13 protein-coding genes are annotated in these 17,057 nt (G+C 69.1%); 8 read left to right on the forward strand and 5 right to left on the reverse strand.

Translation table 11 applies throughout. From position 1 onward, the window contains the following. Positions 1-30 precede the first annotated feature (30 nt). Both B3Z70_RS05500 and B3Z70_RS05505 read left to right on the forward strand, forming a co-directional pair. Positions 31-1,824: an autotransporter assembly complex protein TamA gene (locus tag B3Z70_RS05500; RefSeq protein WP_292022231.1), complete on the forward strand. Its 1,794-nt coding sequence runs from the start codon at positions 31-33 to the stop codon at positions 1,822-1,824. Continuing rightward, complete coding sequence (locus tag B3Z70_RS05505; RefSeq protein ID WP_292044890.1) at positions 1,821-6,083, forward strand: translocation/assembly module TamB domain-containing protein; 4,263 nt, start codon at positions 1,821-1,823, stop codon at positions 6,081-6,083. The genes B3Z70_RS05500 and B3Z70_RS05505 overlap by 4 nt, the downstream gene beginning before the upstream one ends. Before the next feature lie 65 nt (positions 6,084-6,148). On the opposite strand, the gene arsC is transcribed toward B3Z70_RS05505, so the two are convergent. Next, on the reverse strand, positions 6,149-6,490 hold the full coding sequence (gene arsC, locus B3Z70_RS05510) for an arsenate reductase (glutaredoxin) (RefSeq protein ID WP_292044892.1): 342 nt from the start codon (positions 6,488-6,490) through the stop codon (positions 6,149-6,151). After that, positions 6,490-7,032, reverse strand: a complete 543-nt coding sequence (locus tag B3Z70_RS05515) for a hypothetical protein (RefSeq protein ID WP_292044894.1) — start codon at positions 7,030-7,032, stop codon at positions 6,490-6,492. Before B3Z70_RS05515 ends, arsC begins: the two co-directional genes overlap by 1 nt. Before the next feature lie 98 nt (positions 7,033-7,130). On the opposite strand from B3Z70_RS05515, the gene B3Z70_RS05520 reads away from it, so the two are divergent. The 5 genes from B3Z70_RS05520 (at position 7,131) to B3Z70_RS05540 (ending at position 13,597) form a co-directional block, all read left to right on the forward strand. Next, the gene (locus tag B3Z70_RS05520; RefSeq protein WP_292019287.1) at positions 7,131-8,381 is read left to right on the forward strand and encodes a hydrolase; all 1,251 of its coding nucleotides are present in this window, start codon (positions 7,131-7,133) and stop codon (positions 8,379-8,381) included. A gap of 1 nt (position 8,382) precedes the next feature. Continuing rightward, positions 8,383-9,390, forward strand: coding sequence for an arginine N-succinyltransferase (locus B3Z70_RS05525; RefSeq protein ID WP_292019285.1), 1,008 nt, complete (start codon positions 8,383-8,385; stop codon positions 9,388-9,390). A gap of 151 nt (positions 9,391-9,541) precedes the next feature. After that, positions 9,542-10,957, forward strand: a complete 1,416-nt coding sequence (gene astD / locus B3Z70_RS05530; RefSeq protein WP_292019283.1) for a succinylglutamate-semialdehyde dehydrogenase — start codon at positions 9,542-9,544, stop codon at positions 10,955-10,957. Continuing rightward, on the forward strand, positions 10,954-12,291 hold the full coding sequence (gene astB, locus B3Z70_RS05535; protein ID WP_292019280.1) for an N-succinylarginine dihydrolase: 1,338 nt from the start codon (positions 10,954-10,956) through the stop codon (positions 12,289-12,291). Before astD ends, astB begins: the two co-directional genes overlap by 4 nt. A gap of 7 nt (positions 12,292-12,298) precedes the next feature. Beyond that, entirely contained in the window at positions 12,299-13,597 is a 1,299-nt protein-coding gene (locus B3Z70_RS05540) for an MFS transporter (protein ID WP_292044897.1), read from the forward strand. A gap of 99 nt (positions 13,598-13,696) precedes the next feature. Here the strand turns inward: B3Z70_RS05540 and phhA are convergent, their stop codons facing one another. Both phhA and hspQ read right to left on the reverse strand, forming a co-directional pair. Continuing rightward, on the reverse strand, positions 13,697-14,572 hold the full coding sequence (gene phhA, locus B3Z70_RS05545) for a phenylalanine 4-monooxygenase (RefSeq protein WP_292019276.1): 876 nt from the start codon (positions 14,570-14,572) through the stop codon (positions 13,697-13,699). 57 nt (positions 14,573-14,629) lie between these two features. Further along, positions 14,630-14,938 (reverse strand): heat shock protein HspQ, encoded by a 309-nt coding sequence (gene hspQ / locus B3Z70_RS05550; protein ID WP_292019274.1) that lies wholly within the window; start codon positions 14,936-14,938, stop codon positions 14,630-14,632. A 145-nt stretch (positions 14,939-15,083) separates the two neighbouring features. Here hspQ and B3Z70_RS05555 point away from each other — a divergent pair, with 145 nt between their 5' ends. Then, complete coding sequence (locus B3Z70_RS05555; RefSeq protein WP_292019271.1) at positions 15,084-16,181, forward strand: Ppx/GppA phosphatase family protein; 1,098 nt, start codon at positions 15,084-15,086, stop codon at positions 16,179-16,181. Positions 16,182-16,185: 4 nt separating this feature from the next. Here B3Z70_RS05555 and B3Z70_RS05560 read toward each other — a convergent pair whose 3' ends face one another. Further along, positions 16,186-17,055, reverse strand: coding sequence for a peptidylprolyl isomerase (locus B3Z70_RS05560; RefSeq protein ID WP_292019269.1), 870 nt, complete (start codon positions 17,053-17,055; stop codon positions 16,186-16,188). Between the last annotated feature and the right edge of the window lie 2 nt (positions 17,056-17,057).

The raw sequence follows: 17,057 nt of genomic DNA on the forward strand, positions 1-17,057 counted from the left end.
GACGCGCCGCGCTTTGACGAAAGATCGAGTTTGACGTTCAGGCCTTCCCTGCTGGTCGCGGCGCTCGCGGCCTTTTCGGGCTGCGCGCACGCCGCCGCCGCCGACCCTCGCGCCCAGATTCGCGGCGACATGGACGCCGACCTGCGCCGCGCGCTGGAACGCGCCGTGGGCGAGGTCGACGGTGCGCCGGAAAGCCGGTTCGAAGCCCGCAGACGCGCCGAAAGCGCGGTCGCCTCGGCCACCGCCCTGCTGCGCTCGGAAGGCTATTACCAGCCCACGGTCGAGGACCTGGTCGAGGGCGACGACAACCCCGTGGCCATCGTTTCGGTCCAGCCGGGCCGTCGCTTCCTGTTGAGCGATCCCACCGTGACCTGGAGCGATCCTGCGCCGGAGGCCGAGGCCCAGGCCAAGGGTCGCGACGCCATCGGGTTGAAGGCCGGGGAGCCGGGCCGTGCGGTGGATGTGATCTCGGGCGAAGGGCGTCTGGTCGCGGCCCTGGTGCGCGACGGCTACGCCGACGCCAAGGCCGATCCGCGTCGCGTGGTGGTGGACCACGCCGCCTATACCGTCGCGCCGGAATACCGCATCGATTCGGGCGGTCTGGTGCGGCTGGACGGCGTGCGGGTCCTGGGCCGGGGTCGGACCAATCCCGAATGGGTCGCCGGCCTGGCGCCCTGGAAGGAAGGCGACCGCTACGATCCCGATCAGGTCGCCGAACTGGAACGGCGGCTGCTGGACACCGGCGTCTATGACGGCATCGGCGTGTCGCTGTCGCCCGTGGACCAGACGACGGCCGAGGGTCTGAGGCCCGTGATCGTCAGCCTGCAGGACCGGCCGCGCCGCGTGCTGGAAGCCGGCGCCACCTGGTCGACGGCAGAGGGCGCGGGCGTGGACGTGATCCAGACCCGCTACAACCGCTTCGGACGGGCCGACACGCTGCGGCTGGAAGCCCGGTTGGCCGATATCGACAGCCGCATCGGCGCCGACCTGTCCCTGCCCCACTGGCGTCGGCCGGGTCGGACGCTGAAGCTGGGCGCCGCCGTGGTCAACGAGGACACCGACGCCTATCTGCGGACCGCCGTGGTGCTGTACGCCGACCTGCAGCAGCGGATCGGCAAGACCTCCTATTTCAACTACGGCATCGGTCTGGATGCGGGGCGCTACAGCGAGACACGCTACGACTACACCACCCTGCCGCCGCAGCGGGTGACGTTCGACCGGGACCTGGCGATCATCACGGCGCGCACCAGCGCCTACATCGACCATTCCAACGATCCGCTGAACCCGACCAAGGGCTGGCGCGTCAATCTGGCGGTCCAGCCGACGGCGGTGACGGGCGACAGCAACGTCCTGTTCCTGCGCACAGAAACCCAAGGGACCGCCTATGTGCCGGTCGCCGGCGACCGGACCATCCTGGCCGGCCGGGTGCGGATCGGCTCCATCGTCGGCGGCAGCGAACTGAGCGTGCCGTCCGACCGCCTGTTCTATTCCGGCGGCGGCGGTTCGGTGCGCGGCTACTCCTATCAGGGCGTCAATCCGCAACTGCCCGACGGCACGCCGCGCGGGGGCGTGTCGCTGTTCGAGACCTCGCTGGAGGCGCGCCAGTCGATCGGCCAGAGCTTCCAGGCCGTGGCCTTCGTGGACGCCGGCTCCATCGGCTTCCAGGAGACGCCGAACCTGACGAACATGCGCTATGGCGCGGGCGTCGGCGTGCGATACATGCTGCCGTTCGGCCCGATCCGCGCCGATGTCGCCATGCCGCTGAACAAGCGTGAAGGCGATTCCAACTTCCAGATCTACATCAGCATCGGCCAGGCGTTTTGACCGACACACCGCCCGAGAACGGCTCCGACACCCGGCCCGCAACCGGGCGAGAAGAAACCACGCCCGCAAAGCCGACGCCGGCCAAACGGGCGCGCAAGCGGGGCCTGATCCGGCGCATCGCCCTGATCGCAGGCGCAATCGTCGCCGGTCTTCTGGTGCTGGTCGCGGCGGCCCTGGTGGCGGGGCGGTTCTACATCGCGTCGGACGGCGGGCGGCAGCTGGTGTTGGAGCGTATTCAGGACCTGAAGATCAGCCGCTATGGCCGGCTTAAGGTCTATGGGCTGAAGGGCGACCTGCTCAGCGATTTCACCATCGACCGCATCACCCTGGCCGACAGCCAGGGCGTCTGGCTGGAGGCGAACAACCTCAGCATGGACTGGTCGTATCTGGCCCTGCTGAACCGCAGCTTCCACGCCAACGACATCAGGGCCGAGACCATCCGCGTGCTGCGCCGCCCGGTGGTGGAGCCGCCGACCAACGAACCGTCCGGCCCTCAGCCGATCTCGGTCCGCATCGACAAGTTCGCCGCCAACATCGAACTGATGGAAGGCTTTTCCAAGGAATACGGCCGCTGGAGCCTGTCGGGCGACGCCAGCCTGCCGCGCAACGGCGCCAAGAGCGCGACGGTGAACGCCGACAGTCTGAACCGGCCCGGCGACTTCCTGCGTCTGGCGGCCAGTTTCGGCGGCAAGCTTGAGGACACGCGCCTGAACCTGCGCGCCAACGAGGCCCAGGGCGGGCCGCTGGCCGGGGCGCTGGGCTATTCGCCCGACCAGCCCTTCTCGGCGACGGCGGTGCTGAACGCAGACGTGGTCAACGCGCGCGTCCAGACGGGCCGGTTCGTGCCTCTGATCGTCCAGGGGCATTTCGGCGACAAGGGATCGCGCGTCTCGGGCTTCGCCGACTTCAGCGGCTCGGACCTGCTGGCGCCCTTCGTGACCAAGATCGGCCGCACCGCCCGCTTCGGCTTCGCCATGGTCCCGACGCCCGACAAGGCCAGCCAGGGCGTGGCCTGGAAGCTGATCTCCGACAACGTCCAGTCCGAGGCGCGCGGCCTGATCCGCAACTCCGACCGCAGTTCGCCGGACGGCGTCAAGCTGGACATCCAGACCGCGTCGCTGAGCCGGCTGGTCGGGTCCGACGTGGCCGGGCCGGCCGCCTATTCCGGCCTGTTCAAGGGCGACGCCCAGAACTGGAGCCTGAACGGCGCCGTGACCCTGCTGAACGCCAATGTGGCCAGCTATCGCGCCACGCGGATCGCCGGGCCGCTGAACCTGATGGTCAAGAACGGTCGGATGGACCTGGACGGCGACATTCGCGCCAACGGCGGATCGGGCGAAGGCATCATCGGCGGCCTACTGGGCGCGTCGCCCCGCCTGCAGATGCAGGCGGCGCGAATGAAGGACGGCGCCATCCTGCTGAAGACGGTCGATCTGCAGGGTCAGGGGCTGACGCTGAACGGCTCCGGCTCGCGCAATCTGCTGGGCGGAATGAGCTTCCGCGGCGAGGCGCAGCTGACGGACGCCAGGCGCGTGCTGCCGGACGCGCGCGGCGCCTTCGGCGGACCGATCCGGGCCTCGTCCGCGCGGGCCGGCGCGCCGTGGGTGCTGAACTTCGACGGACGCGGCCGCAACCTGACCATCGGCATGGAGGAGTTGGACCGGCTGCTGGGCAAGACCCCGCGCCTGCAACTGGCCGGGCGGCTGAACGGCGGGCGGATCGAGGTCGAGCGCGGCGAACTGACCGGCGCGGCCGGCCGGGCCGGCGCCAAGGGTCTGATCGAGACGGCGGGCCGGCTGCGGCTGGCGCTGGACTGGAACGCGCGCGGACCGTTCGCGGCCGGGCCGGTCGAGATCGGCGGCGACATGAACGGACGCGGCGCCTTGACCGGCACCCTGTCCCAGCCGCGCGTCGATCTGACCGCCGGCTTCCAGCAGGTCACGGCCGGCGCCCTGACGCTGAACAACGCCGACATGACCCTGAGCTTCCGCAAGGGCGCGGATGCGTCGGACGGGCGGATCGCGGTGGTCAGCGGCTCGAACTATGGACCGGCCCGCGCCTCGGGCAACTTCTTCCTGGGCGGCAAGCGTATTCGGCTCAGCGATCTGGACGTCGACGCCGGCGGGGTGACGGCAAAGGGCGCCATCGCCCTGTCGAACAACATCCCCTCCAGCGCCGACCTGACCTTTACGGCGCGGGCCGGCGCCTTCCTGGCCTCAGGCGAGGCCAACGGCCGCGTGCGGCTGACGGACGGCGTCGGATCGGACAGCGCCATTCTGGACGTCAACGGCCGCAATGTGCGGCTGGCGGGCCAGAGCTGGATCATCCGCACCCTGGACCTGAAGGGGCGCGGCACGCTGAACAACCTGCCCTTCACCCTGGCGCTGGACGTGGGCGGGACGACGCCGGCCCAGTTCAACGGCACGGGCGTCTATTCCCGCCAGAATACGACCCACGGCCTGACGCTGCGCGGCGGCGGCCGGGTGCGCGAGGTGGCCTTCACCACTCGCAGCCCCGCCTCGATCACCCTGAACGGGGCGAACCGGACGGCGCATCTGGACCTGGGCGTCGGCGGCGGCGTGCTGTTGGCCGATCTGAGGCAGGATGCGCGCAGCGTGGCGGTGCAGGCCGACCTAACGCGCGTGGACCTGGGCTCCATCTCCCCCGAACTGCGCGGCAGCGTGACCGGCCAGGTGGCGATGCGCGGCGCGGGCGGCGACCTGTCGGGCACGGCGAATGTCGACCTGCAGAACGTGCGCAGCATTGATGCGCCGCGTGGTCTGGCCGTGAACGGCCGGGTCGATGCGACCCTGGCCGGCGACCGCCTCAGCATCAAGGCGACGGCCGTGGACGAAGGCGCGGTTCAGGCGTCGGCCGATGTGGTCCTGCCGGTCGAGGCCTCCGCCGCGCCGCTGAGGCTGGCCATCGCCCGGACCCGCGAAATGTCGGGGCGCGTGTCCATCAACGGCCAGATCCAGCCGATCTGGGACCTGTTCCTGGGCGGCGAGCGCAGCCTGGCGGGCCAGGTGGCGGGTCAGGCGACCATCGGCGGCACGCTGAACGCCCCGCGCCTGAACGGCCGGTTCGACCTGAGCCAGGGCAATTATCGCGAAAAAGCGGTGGGCCTGGTGCTCAGCGACCTGACGCTGCGGACCCGGTTCGACGACACGGCCGCCCAGATCGAGACCTTCACCGCCAACGACGGCAAGGGCGGAACCGTGTCCGGCCAGGGCCGCGTGGGTCTGCGCCAGGGTTCGGGCTCCAACGCCCAGCTGATGCTGAACCGGTTCCGGGTCATCGATAACGACATCGCCGAGGCGCGGGCTTCCGGCCCGATCACCATCGTTCGCGGCGCCGACGGCAATATCCAGCTGGGCGGCCAGATCGTGGTCGACGAGGCCAAGATCGAACCCGAACTGCCCGGATCAACCGGCATCGTCTCCATGGACGTGGTCGAGATCAATCGCCCCGGCGGCGATCCGGTCGAAAGCGAGCAGAAGGCGCGCGGCCCGCAGATCGGCATGGACATCAGCCTGCGATCCTCGGGCGGCAAGGTGCGGGTCAACGGTCGCGGTCTGAACGTGATCCTGGACGTCAACGCCCGCGTGCGCGGCACCATCGCCAATCCGCAGCTGGCCGGTTCGGCCAATGTGGTGCGCGGCGACTATGAGTTCGCGGGCAAGCGGTTCGTGTTCGACGACACGGGCCGGGTCACCCTGTCGACCGATCCCAAGCAGATCCGCCTGAACCTGTCGGCGACGCGAGAAGACGCGGCTCTGACCGCCACCATCAACGTCACCGGCACGGCGGCCGAGCCGAAGATCGCCCTGACCTCCACCCCCTCCCTGCCCCAGGACGAAATCCTGTCGCAGGTGCTGTTCGGCCGGTCGGCGTCGCAGCTGTCGGCCTTCGAGGCGGCGCAGCTGGCGGCCGGGGTCGCGGCCCTGGCGGGCGGCGGCGGGTTCGACGTGATCGGCAACCTGCGCGAACTGGCGGGCCTGGACCGGCTGTCGTTCGGCGGCGACGCCTCGGCGGTCACGGTGGCCGGCGGTCGCTACATCACCGACGACGTCTATCTGGAGGTCATCGGCGGCGGTCAGAACGGCGCGGCGGTGAAGGTGGAGTGGCAACCCCGCCGCAACGTCGCCATCGCCTCGCAGTTCGGCGGCCAGGGTCAGACCAGCCTGTCGATCCGCTGGCGTCACGAAAGCCGCGAGGCCGGCGACCGTCGCCCCAACCGGGGCGGCCGCAACCGCTAGACCGGGTTGCCCCCTATTCCGCTCATCCCGCCTTTCGCCGGGATGAGCGGAAGAAGAGGGATGTGCTAGAGAACCTCCAGCACCCGCTCCAGCGGGCGACCGACGACGGCGCCCTTGTCGGTCTCGACGATGGGGCGTTCGATCAGGATCGGCTGGGCCAAGGCGGCGGCCACCAGGGCCTCCTCATCGGCTCCGGCGTCGAGCAGCGCCTTGGCCTCGGTCTCCTTGCGGCGCATCAGCCCCGCCATGCCGACCCCGGTGCGCGACGCCAGCCGCGCCAGCGTCGCGCGGTCCCAGCCGGTCTTCAGATATTCGACCACCGTCGGCTCGATCCCCCGTTCCCGCAGCAGGGCCAGGGCGTTGCGCGAGGTCGAGCATTTGGGATTGTGATACAGGACCACGGCCATCAGGGTTCGCTCCTCAGACGATGCAGCATCATCGCGCCCTGCAGCGACGCCACATAGATGAAGGCCGAGATCGCCGCCGCCGGCCAGGTCGTCAGGGTGATCCACAGCGGCAGGTCCGGCGTCGGCATCGTGCCCAGCAGCCGCATCCCCATATTGGCCACCAGGCTATAGGCGATCAGGGCCAGCATGATGATGGGGATGGCGCGCGTCATCGCCCGCCATTGAACCACCCCCAGCACGCCATAGAGCAGGACGGTGAAGACGGCGCCGGAAACCATGGCGAAGGGAAAGATCGCCTTCATCATCTCGCGCTGCATGGCGACCTGATCGGCCGACAGACCCATTCGGGCGTATTCGCCGCTCATCGCCGTTTCGAACCAGCCCGAGGTGAACATCCACCAGGTCGGGATCAGGCCGACGACCAGGGCGATGGCCAGGCCGAACACCATGGACCGGGCCGACCGTTGCGCCTCGGCCATGCCGCGCGGCACCTTCAGCGGGTTCATGGCCCGCAGCCACAGGGCGATGGTCGAACGGTTCATGAGAGGGATCCCTTGTTCGGTCGGAAACTAGCGATGATCGGCGCTCACTTACAGACCCGTCCTTCACCTTTGTCGCCGGTCCGTCTAGGGTCCGGCCGATGCGGATTCTGACCTCCGACCAGGCCGTCCTCGACCACGTCGCCGCGCGACGCGAGGCCATCATCGGGCGCACTATCGACTGGGCGAACATCAACTCCGGCAGCCGCAACGCGGCCGGATTGAACGCCGTGCTGGATGCGCTGGAGGCCGAGGCCCGCCGCCTGCCCGCCGTGGTGCAGCGCATCCCGACCCAAGGCTCCACCAATGTGGCCGACGACGGCCGGGTGCGGACCGAGGCCCATGCCGATGCCCTGAAAATCACCGCCCGGCCCGAGGCGCCGATCCAGGTCGTGCTGACCGGCCACTACGACACCGTCTTTCCCGCCGACAGCCGGTTCCAGACCGTGACCACCCGCGCGGACGGCGCCCTGAACGGACCAGGCGTCGCGGACATGAAGGGCGGGATCAGCGTGTTTCTGGCCGCGCTGGAGGCGTTCGAAACCCATCCCGACCGTCACGGCGTCGGCTGGACCGTGCTGCTGAGCCCTGACGAGGAGATCGGCTCGCCTGCGTCTGCGCCCCTGCTGGCCGAACTGGGCGCGCGCGGCCATGTCGGCCTGACCTATGAACCGGCCCTGGCCGACGGCACGCTGGCGGGCGCCCGCAAGGGCAGCGGAAACTATCATCTGATCGTCACCGGCCGCGCCGCCCACGCCGGTCGCGCCTTCGACGAAGGCCGCAACGCCGTCGCAGGCGCCGCCATCATCGCCGCCGCCCTGCATGGGCTGAACGGCCGGCACGAGGGCGTGACGGTCAATGTCGCCAAGATTTCCGGCGGCGGCGCCCTGAACGTCGTCGCCGACAACGCTGTGGTGCGCTTCAACGTGCGGGTGCCGGACAAGGCCGCCGCCGACTGGATCGACGCCGCCGTCCGCGCCATCGCCGCCACGCCGCCGTTCGAGGGTCTGACGCTGGACCTGCACGGCGGCTTCACCCGCCCGCCCAAGCCGATGGACGCCGCCCAGACCGCCCTGTTCGAAGCCGTCAAGCAGGCCGGCGCCCTGTTGGGCCAGCCCATCGCCTGGAAGCCGTCAGGCGGGGTGTGCGAGGGCAACAATCTGCACGCCGCCGGCCTGCCCAACATCGACACCCTGGGGGTGCGGGGCGGCGACATCCATTCGGATCAGGAGTTCGCCTGGCCCGACAGCTTCGTCGAACGCGCCCAGCTCAGCGCACTGATCCTGTGCAAGATCGCTTCGGGCGAAATCGACGCGGCCAAATTGAAATCCCTGCGGATGGAAACCCTGTAGAATGCTTGTCGTCCGTCCCGCCGGCCCCGCCGACCTCGATCATCTGCTGGAACTGGCCATCCTGTCCGGCCCCGGTTTCACCAGCCTGCCCGAAGACCCCGACGCCCTATCCGACCGGCTGGAGCTGAGCCAGGCCAGTTTCCGGGGCGAGGTCACGCCGCAGGAGGCCTGGTACACCCTGATGCTGGAGGACGGCGACACCGGCGACATAGACGGCGTCGGCTCGGTCAAGGCGACCGTGGGGCTGAAGCGGCCCTTCTTCTCGTTCCGCGTGGTGAACAATACGGCGTCGTCGCCGTCCATCGGGGTCAAGCTGGATCATCAGACCCTGGTGCTGGTCAACGAATGCACCGGCTGGACCGAGGTCGGATCGCTGTTCCTGAAGGCGGATCGGCGGAAGGGCGGCGCGGGCCGTCTGCTCAGCCAGTCGCGCTATATGCTGATCGGCGCCCAGCCCGAACTGTTCGCCGAGAATGTGCTGGCCGAACTGCGCGGCGTCTTTACGCCCGACGGCGCCTGCCCCTTCTGGGACCATGTGGCGCACAAGTTCTTCCCGATGGACTTCGACCACGCCGACCGGATGACCGGATCGACCGACAAACAGTTCATCCTGGACCTTGCCCCGCGTCACCCGATCTATGTCGAACTGCTGCCCGAACCGGCGCGGGCGGTGATCGGCAAGGTTCATCCGCAAGGGGTGCCGGCCATGGCCCTGCTGGAAAGCGAAGGCTTCCGCCCCAACGGCCTGGTGGACATCTTCGATGCGGGGCCGACCGTCTCGTGCGGGCGCGACAATATTCGCACGGTGCGCGATGCGCGGCGGCTGTCGGTCGAAATCGCAGACGGGGTGGAGGCCGAACTGCCCGCCCTGATCTCGACCGACAGCGTCGCCGCCTTCCGCGCCGTGCGCGCTAGGGCCGACATCGACGGCGACACGGTTCGCCTGACCGCCGAAACCGCCGCCGCGCTGAAGGTGCGTAGCGGAGAGACTGTGCGGGTGAAATCGTGACGCCTCCCCTGCCGCTCATCCCGGCGAAAGCCGGGACCCAGCGCTTTGGGCGAAGGCTGCGTGAGATCAGTATTCGGCGCTCATCCGAGACGCCGACGATGCGAAAGACCTGGGTCCCGGCTTTCGCCGGGATGAGCGGAGTATTTGTGCGATGACCCGTTTCACCTCCACCGACCCCGCCACCGAAGCGACCAACTGGGAGGGCGAGGCCGCCAGCCCGGCCCAGGTCCAGTCCGCCGTGGACGCCGCCCGCGCCGCCTTCCCTGCCTGGGCCGACGCCCCGCGCGCCGAGCGGATCGAGGCGGCCAAACGCTATCAGGCCGTGCTGAAGGACCGCGCGCCCCAGATCGCCGAGGCCATCAGCCGCGAGACCGGCAAACCCCTGTGGGAGACCAAGACCGAAGCCGCCGCCATGATCGGCAAGGTCGACATCTCGATCCGCGCCTATGACGAGCGCACCGGCGAGCGCACCAGCGACACTGCCTTCGGCCGCGCCACCCTGCGTCACCGTCCGCACGGCGTGGCGGCGGTGCTTGGGCCGTTCAACTTCCCCGGCCATCTGCCGAACGGCCATATCGTCCCCGCCCTGCTGGCCGGCGACACGGTGGTCTTCAAACCCTCGGAAGAGACGCCCCTGGTCGGACAGGTGATGGCCGAGGCCTTCGCCGCCGCCGACCTGCCGACCGGCGTGGTCAATGTGGTTCAGGGCGGGCGCGATACGGGTGCGGCCCTGCTGGACGCCGGCATCGACGCCCTGATGTTCACCGGATCTGGCGCGGCGGGCGCGCATTTCCGGCGCAAGTTCGCCGACGATCCCCACGTTATCCTGGCGCTGGAGCTGGGCGGCAACAATCCGCTGGTCGTCTGGGATGCGGCCGACGCCGAGGCCGTGGCGGGCATCGCGGTCCAGTCCGCCTTCATCACCACCGGCCAGCGTTGCTCGTGCGCGCGTCGCCTGATCGTGCCGGAAGGCGCGCAGGGCGATGCGATCATCGAGGCCGTCGCCGCCCTGTCCGACCGTCTGGTCTTCGGCCCGTGGGACAGCGATCCCGAACCCTATGCCGGGCCGCTGATTTCGGCCCATGCCGCCGAGGCCGCATTGAAGGCCCTGCAGGAACGGATCGACAGGGGTGCCAAAGTCATCCGCGCCTCCGGCCCCGTCGCCAATCTGCCCGGCGCCTTCGTCAGACCGGCCATCATAGACGTGACGGGGATCGACGTGCCGGACGAGGAGATGTTCGCGCCCTTCCTGTCGGTGACGCGGGTTGCGACCTTCGACGCCGCGATCCAGGCGGCCAACGCCACCCGTTACGGCCTGTCCGCCGGTCTGGTCAGCGATGATCCGAGGAACTGGGACCATTTCATCCGCCGCATCCGCGCGGGCGTGGTCAACTTCAACCGTCCGACGACGGGGGCCGCGGGCGACATGCCCTTCGGCGGTCTGGGCGCCAGCGGCAACCACCGCCCCAGCGCCTACTACGCCGCCGACTACTGCGCCTATCCGGTCGCCAGCTTCGAAGCAGACGCGGTCGCCAATATCGAAGGCGAGATCAAGGGGCTGCGATGACCACCGCCGTCGAAGCCAATGCCGACGGCCTGATCGGTCCGACGCATTCCTACGCGGGCCTCAGCCCCGGCAACCTGGCCTCCAGCCTGAACAAGGGCGAAGCGTCCAACCCGCGCGCGGCGGTGTTGCAGGGTCTGGACAAGATGAAGCTGCTGGCGGACCTGGGCCTGCCCCAGTTCGTCCTGCCGCCGCACGAACGGCCCAACATCCCCTTCCTCCGGTCGCTGGGCTTTACCGGCACGGATGGACAGGTGCTGGATCGCGCGTGGAGAGCCGCGCCGTCCTTCGCCGCCGCCGCCTGTTCGGCCTCGCCCATGTGGGCCGCCAACGCCGCGACGGTGACCCCGTCCAGCGACGCCGCAGACGGTCGGGTGCATTTCACCCCCGCCAACCTGCACACCAATCTGCACCGCAGTCTGGAGCACCGGCAGACCAAGCGCGCGCTGGACGCCCTGTTCCCTGACGCCCGCCGGTTCGCCGTCCACGACGCCCTGCCCGCCGTCGCCCATCTGGCCGACGAAGGTGCCGCAAACCATGTTCGCCTGTGCGCCGCGCACGGCGGTCGCGGAGTCAATCTGCTGGTCTGGGGGCGCGAGGCGTTCGAGCCGTGGGACGCTCCCTTCCCCGCCCGCCAGACGCGCGAGGCCTCCGAGGCCATCGTCCGCCGCCATGAGGCCGGGCGGCCGGTTCTGGCCCAGCAGTCCCGCGCCGCCATCGCGGGCGGCACATTCCACAACGACGTGGTCTGCGTCGGGGCGCTGGACAACCTGTTCTTCCACGAACTGGCGTTCGAGGACACGGAGGCGACCAAGGCCGCCATCCGCCGCGCCGCCAACGGCCTGTTCGAGCCCCAGTTCATCGAGGTCTCCGACGCCGACCTGCCGCTGGCCGACGCGATCAGTTCCTATCTGTTCAACTCCATGCTGATCCAGGTTCCGGGCGAGGATCGCCTGACCCTAGTCTGCCCGACCGAGACGCGCGACAATCCGCGCAGCCACGCGGTCGCCGAACGGATCGCCGCCTCCAACGGGCCGATCGGCGCCGTGCGCTACGTCGATGTGCGCCAGTCGATGCGCAACGGCGGCGGCCCGGCCTGTCTGCGTCTGCGCGTCGTGCTGACAGAGGCTGAGTTGGCGGCGACCAATCCGGCCATGCGCCTGACCGATAGGCTGCACGCCAAACTGTCGGCCTGGGCCGCGCGTTGGTATCGCGAGGAACTGCGGCCCGCCGATCTGGCCGACCCGGCCCTGCTGGACGAGACGCGCGGGGCGCTGGACGAACTGACGACCCTTCTGAAACTCGGGACCGACTTCTATCCCTTCCAGAGAGTGTGATGCGCCCATGACCGCCGATGCGCCTCCTCCTGCCCCCATGTCCCCCGCCCGCCGTTTGCGAAACATCGTCGGCGGATCGGCCGGCAATCTGGTGGAATGGTTCGACTGGTACGCCTATGCGGCCTTCACCCTGTATTTCGCGCCAGTCTTCTTCCCCAGCGAAGACCCGACCGCCCAGCTTCTGAGCGCCGCCGCCGTCTTTGCGGTGGGCTTTCTGATGCGGCCCATCGGCGCCTGGATCATGGGGGTCTATGCCGACCGCAAGGGGCGCAAGGCGGGGCTGACCCTGTCGGTGACGCTGATGTGCACCGGCTCTCTGATCATCGGCCTGACGCCCGGCTATGCGACCATCGGTCTGGCGGCGCCGGCGTTGCTGCTGTTCGCGCGGCTGTTGCAGGGGCTCAGCGTCGGCGGCGAATACGGGTCCAGCGCCACCTATCTGTCGGAAATGGCCGAGCCGCATCGGCGTGGCTTCTGGTCCAGTTTCCAGTATGTCACCCTGATCTCGGGCCAGCTGATCGCGCTTCTGCTGCTGATCGTGCTGCAGAACACGCTCAGCGAGACGGCGCTGGCCAGCTGGGGCTGGCGCATTCCCTTCTTCGTGGGCGCGGCTCTGGCGGTCATCGTCTTCTGGCTGCGTCGGCGGCTGGACGAGACGCACAAGGCCGAGGACGTCAAGGACAAGCCCAGGTCCAGCGCCGTCCAGCTGTTCGTCAAACACCCCAAGGAGGCCTTCATGGTGCTGGGCCTGACGGCGGGCGGCACCTTGGCCTTCTATACCTACACGACCTATCTGCAGAAGTTCCTGGTCAACACGACCGGCTTTCCCAAGAACACCGCGACCGAGATCAGCGCGGCGGCCCTGTTCATCTTCATGCTGCTGCAACCGGCCGTGGGGGCGCTGTCGGACCGGATCGGGCGGCGGCCGGTCATGGTGGCGTTCGGCGTTCTGGGCGTCATCTTCACCGTGCCGATCATGACGCTGCTGTCGCGCGTCGAAAGCCCGATGGCGGCCTTTGGTCTGGCCCTGGCCGGACTGGTGATCGTGTCGGGCTATACGGCGATCAATGCGGTGGTGAAGGCCGAACTGTTCCCCGCCCATATCCGCGCCCTGGGCGTGGCCCTGCCCTACGCCATCGCCAACGCCGTGTTCGGCGGCACGGCGGAATATGTCGCCCTGTGGTTCAAGGACGCGGGGATGGAGAGCGTCTTCTTCTGGTATGTGACCGGCATGATCGGGGTGTCGCTGATCACCTTCATCCGAATGCGCGACACGCGGCATAACAGCCTGATCACGCATACCTAGTCACCTTGTCCGTCATCCCAAGGCTTGTCCCTGGAATCCATACGCCCAGTGCATATGGATCCTCGCCACAAGGGCGAAGATGACGAGGTTGGAATGGCCTCAGGCCGCGAACCGCCCGCCTTTTTCGGCATAGGCCTGGGTGCCGCGGGTGAAGACCTGATCGGTCGGCAGGATGGTTTCGATGGCCAGATCCTCCTGCCCCTTCAGCGCGGCATAGACGGGACCGAAATCCTTCAGCGTCTCGTTCTTCAGCGCTTCCAGATTGTCGATGACGAAATAGACCTGCTGGAAGTCGTCGATGCGGTAGAGGGTCCGCATCACCCGCTCCAGGTCGAAGCCCAGGCGGTTGGGCGACGGGTCGTCCAGGGCGAACACGCTCTCGGTCGAGGAGGACACGATGCCCGCGCCATAGATGCGAAGGCCATCCGCCTCCTTCATCAGGCCGAACTCCACCGTGTACCAGTACAGCCGCGCCAGATTGGGCAACATGCCCAGCGACGCCGCCCGCTGTCCGCCCCTGCCATAGGCCTCCATATAGGCGGCGAAGGCCGGGTCGGTCAGCATGGGAACGTGGCCGAAGACATCGTGGAAGATGTCCGGCTCCTGCAGATAGTCCAGTTGATCCGGGGTCCTGATGAACTGGCCCGAGACGAAGCGTCGGTTGGCCAGGTGGTCGAAGAACACCTCGTCCGGCACAAGGCCCGGCACGCAGACCACGCTCCAGCCGGTCAGGGCCTGAAGCTTGGGATTGATGACATCGAAGTCGGGAATGCCGCCCGCGTTCAGGTCCAGCGCCTTCAGCCCGTTCAGAAAGGCGTCGCAGGCCCGTCCCGGCAGCACCTTCATCTGGCGGGCGTACAGCGTGTCCCAGGTCCGGTGTTCGACCTCGGTATAGGCGGCCCAGTTCTGGGGGATGGTCCAGTCGGCGGCGGCGCCTTCGGGCGGCTGTTCGAAGACGTGCTCGAAGTCGGACATGGGACGCTCCTCAAATCTTTTCCTCAGTCTAACGAGGACTTGCGGCGTCTTCCACCATCAGTGCAGCCGCATGTCCAAAGGGGCGTGGTGGCCGTGGGCGTCGTGGGTGAACCAGCGGCCGACGTCGTCGGGCAGCAGGACGGCGTCGCCGTGTTCCAGCACGGCCTCGGCCGCATAGGCGACGAAACCGCCGTCGTCGCCCAGGGCGAAGACCCGGTAGAAGGGCTGGCTGGGATCGACCCCGCCGGTCTCGGCGGCCGGGCCGTCATAGGCGCAATCGACGTCCATCACCACGCCGCGAAAGGCGTCGTCCCGGTGACGGACGACCTGGCCGATGGAGAAGCGGGCTGTATGAACCTGGGTCATGGTTCTGGATACGACGCGGCGGATGACGCGGACCCCGCCGGGCCGTTCATCTTCCTGACAGAATGGCTTGGCGCGGACGATCTTCGCGCGCTAGGCTGACGGGGACGGGCGCCGCTTCGGACCGCCCACATCGGAATGACGACCCATGCCGGAGACCCACGGCGCGCCCCGACGGCGCGACGAGCGGTCCCAGCCTTCCCGTTCGCGGGATGCGTCGGGTCGGGATGCGCCGCTGTATGGCGCGCTCGATCTGGGGACCAATAATTGTCGGCTGCTGATCGCGCGGCCGTCGCGCGACGGCTTTCGCGTGGTGGACAGTTTCAGCCGCATCGTGCGTTTGGGCGAGGGCCTGTCGCGCACCGGGCGGCTGGACCCGCAGGCGATGGACCGGGCCTATGACGCCCTGGCCCTGTGCGCCGAGCGGATCGTGCGTAAGGGCGTGGACTCTGCGCGTCTCAGCGCCGTCGCCACCCAGGCCTGTCGCGCGGCCGAGAACGGCGCGGACTTCATCGACCGGGTGCGAAGGGGCACTGGGCTTCGCCTGCGCATCATCGACCCGGCCGAGGAGGCGCGGCTGGCGGTCGAGGGGTGCCTGAACCTGATCGACCCCAGGGCCGAGGGAGTGGTCATCATCGACGTGGGCGGCGGCTCCACCGAACTGTCGTGGCTGAAGCGCGAGGAGGCGGAATGGCGCACCACCGGCTGGATGTCGGCGCCGCTGGGCGTCGTCACCCTGGCCGAACGCCACCCCGAGCCGGATAACGCGGGCGAGCCCTGGTACGAGGCCATGGTCGCCGACATGGGCGCGGCCCTGGCGGACGGCGGCATTCAGGACGACGGAATGCTGGACCTGCTGCGGCGCGACCGCGCGCACCTGATCGGCACCTCGGGCGCGATCACCAGCCTGGCGGGCATCCACCTGAAACTGCCGCGTTACAATCGGGATCGGGTCGATGGGCTTTGGATGATGCGCGGCGACTGCGAGGCGGCGGCAGATCGGCTGAAGGCCCTGGGGCCGGAAGGGCGGGCGCGCGAGGCCTGTATCGGCCCCGACCGCGCCGACCTGGTGCTGGCCGGAGCCGCCATCCTGGAGGCGATCCAGCGCGCGTGGCCGTCAGAGCGCGTTCGCGTCGCCGACAGGGGCCTGCGCGAGGGCCTGCTGTTGCAAAGGATGCGCGAGGATCAGAAACCGCCGCGCCGCCGCCGACGCCGGCGCGGTCGTGGCCGGGGATCGGCCGGCTGAGGCTCTAGGCCCCCGGCGTCACCTGCGCCGGGATGTCGATGTCGCAGACGGAGAAGTCGGCGCCCTTGGCCTGGCGCGCCTGATCCACCAGGGCGCGGAAGGCGGCGGAGGTGGTGTTCATCATCTGAACCGTCGGGCGTTCGGCCTGGGGCAGGTCGGCGGCCAGGCGCACGCGGGTCATGCGATCCGGTTCGGTCACAATGCCGTCCGGGGTGGGGCTGGCCTTCAGGGCGCGCACCACGTCCAGCCCCGACACCACCCGCCCCCAGACGGTGTAGCGTTTGTCCAGCGCCGGATAGGCCTGGCGCATCAGGAAGAACTGGCTGTTGGCGGTGTCATTGCCTTCGTCGCGCGCCATGCCGGCGACGCCGGGGCAATACAGGCCCCAGCCGTGGACCTTCTTGTCGCCGGTGCCGGCCATCAGGTCGTCGGGCTGGGTCTGGACCGGCACGGAGCGGACGAAGCCGATCAGGGCGCCGGTCGGGGCGGCGACAGGGGTGAAGGCCATGTCGGGACCGCGACGGAAGGTGAACTCCCCCTTCAGGTCGGGATACCAGCTCTGACCGTCGCCGGTGCCCAGCGGATCGCCAGTCTGGGCCATGAACCAGTCGATCACCCGGTGCCAGGCCAGATTGTCGTAAAACCCACGCGCGGCCAGCAGCTTAATCCGCTCGACGTGGGCGGGGGCCAGTTCGGGCGCCAGTTCGACCAGGATGCGCCCCTTGCTCGTGTCGATGACCAGAAGATCGCTGGGAGAGATGGCGCGCCAGTCGGTCGGGGCCGGCGGGGGCGGAGGCGGCGACGCCTCCTGCGCCAGAACCGGGCCGGACAGAAGGGCGGACAGGACCGCCGCCGCCAATGCGTTTCGAACCATGT

Origin of the sequence: Brevundimonas sp. UBA6550 (assembly GCF_002434505.1) — a bacterium.
Taxonomy (GTDB): domain Bacteria; phylum Pseudomonadota; class Alphaproteobacteria; order Caulobacterales; family Caulobacteraceae; genus Brevundimonas.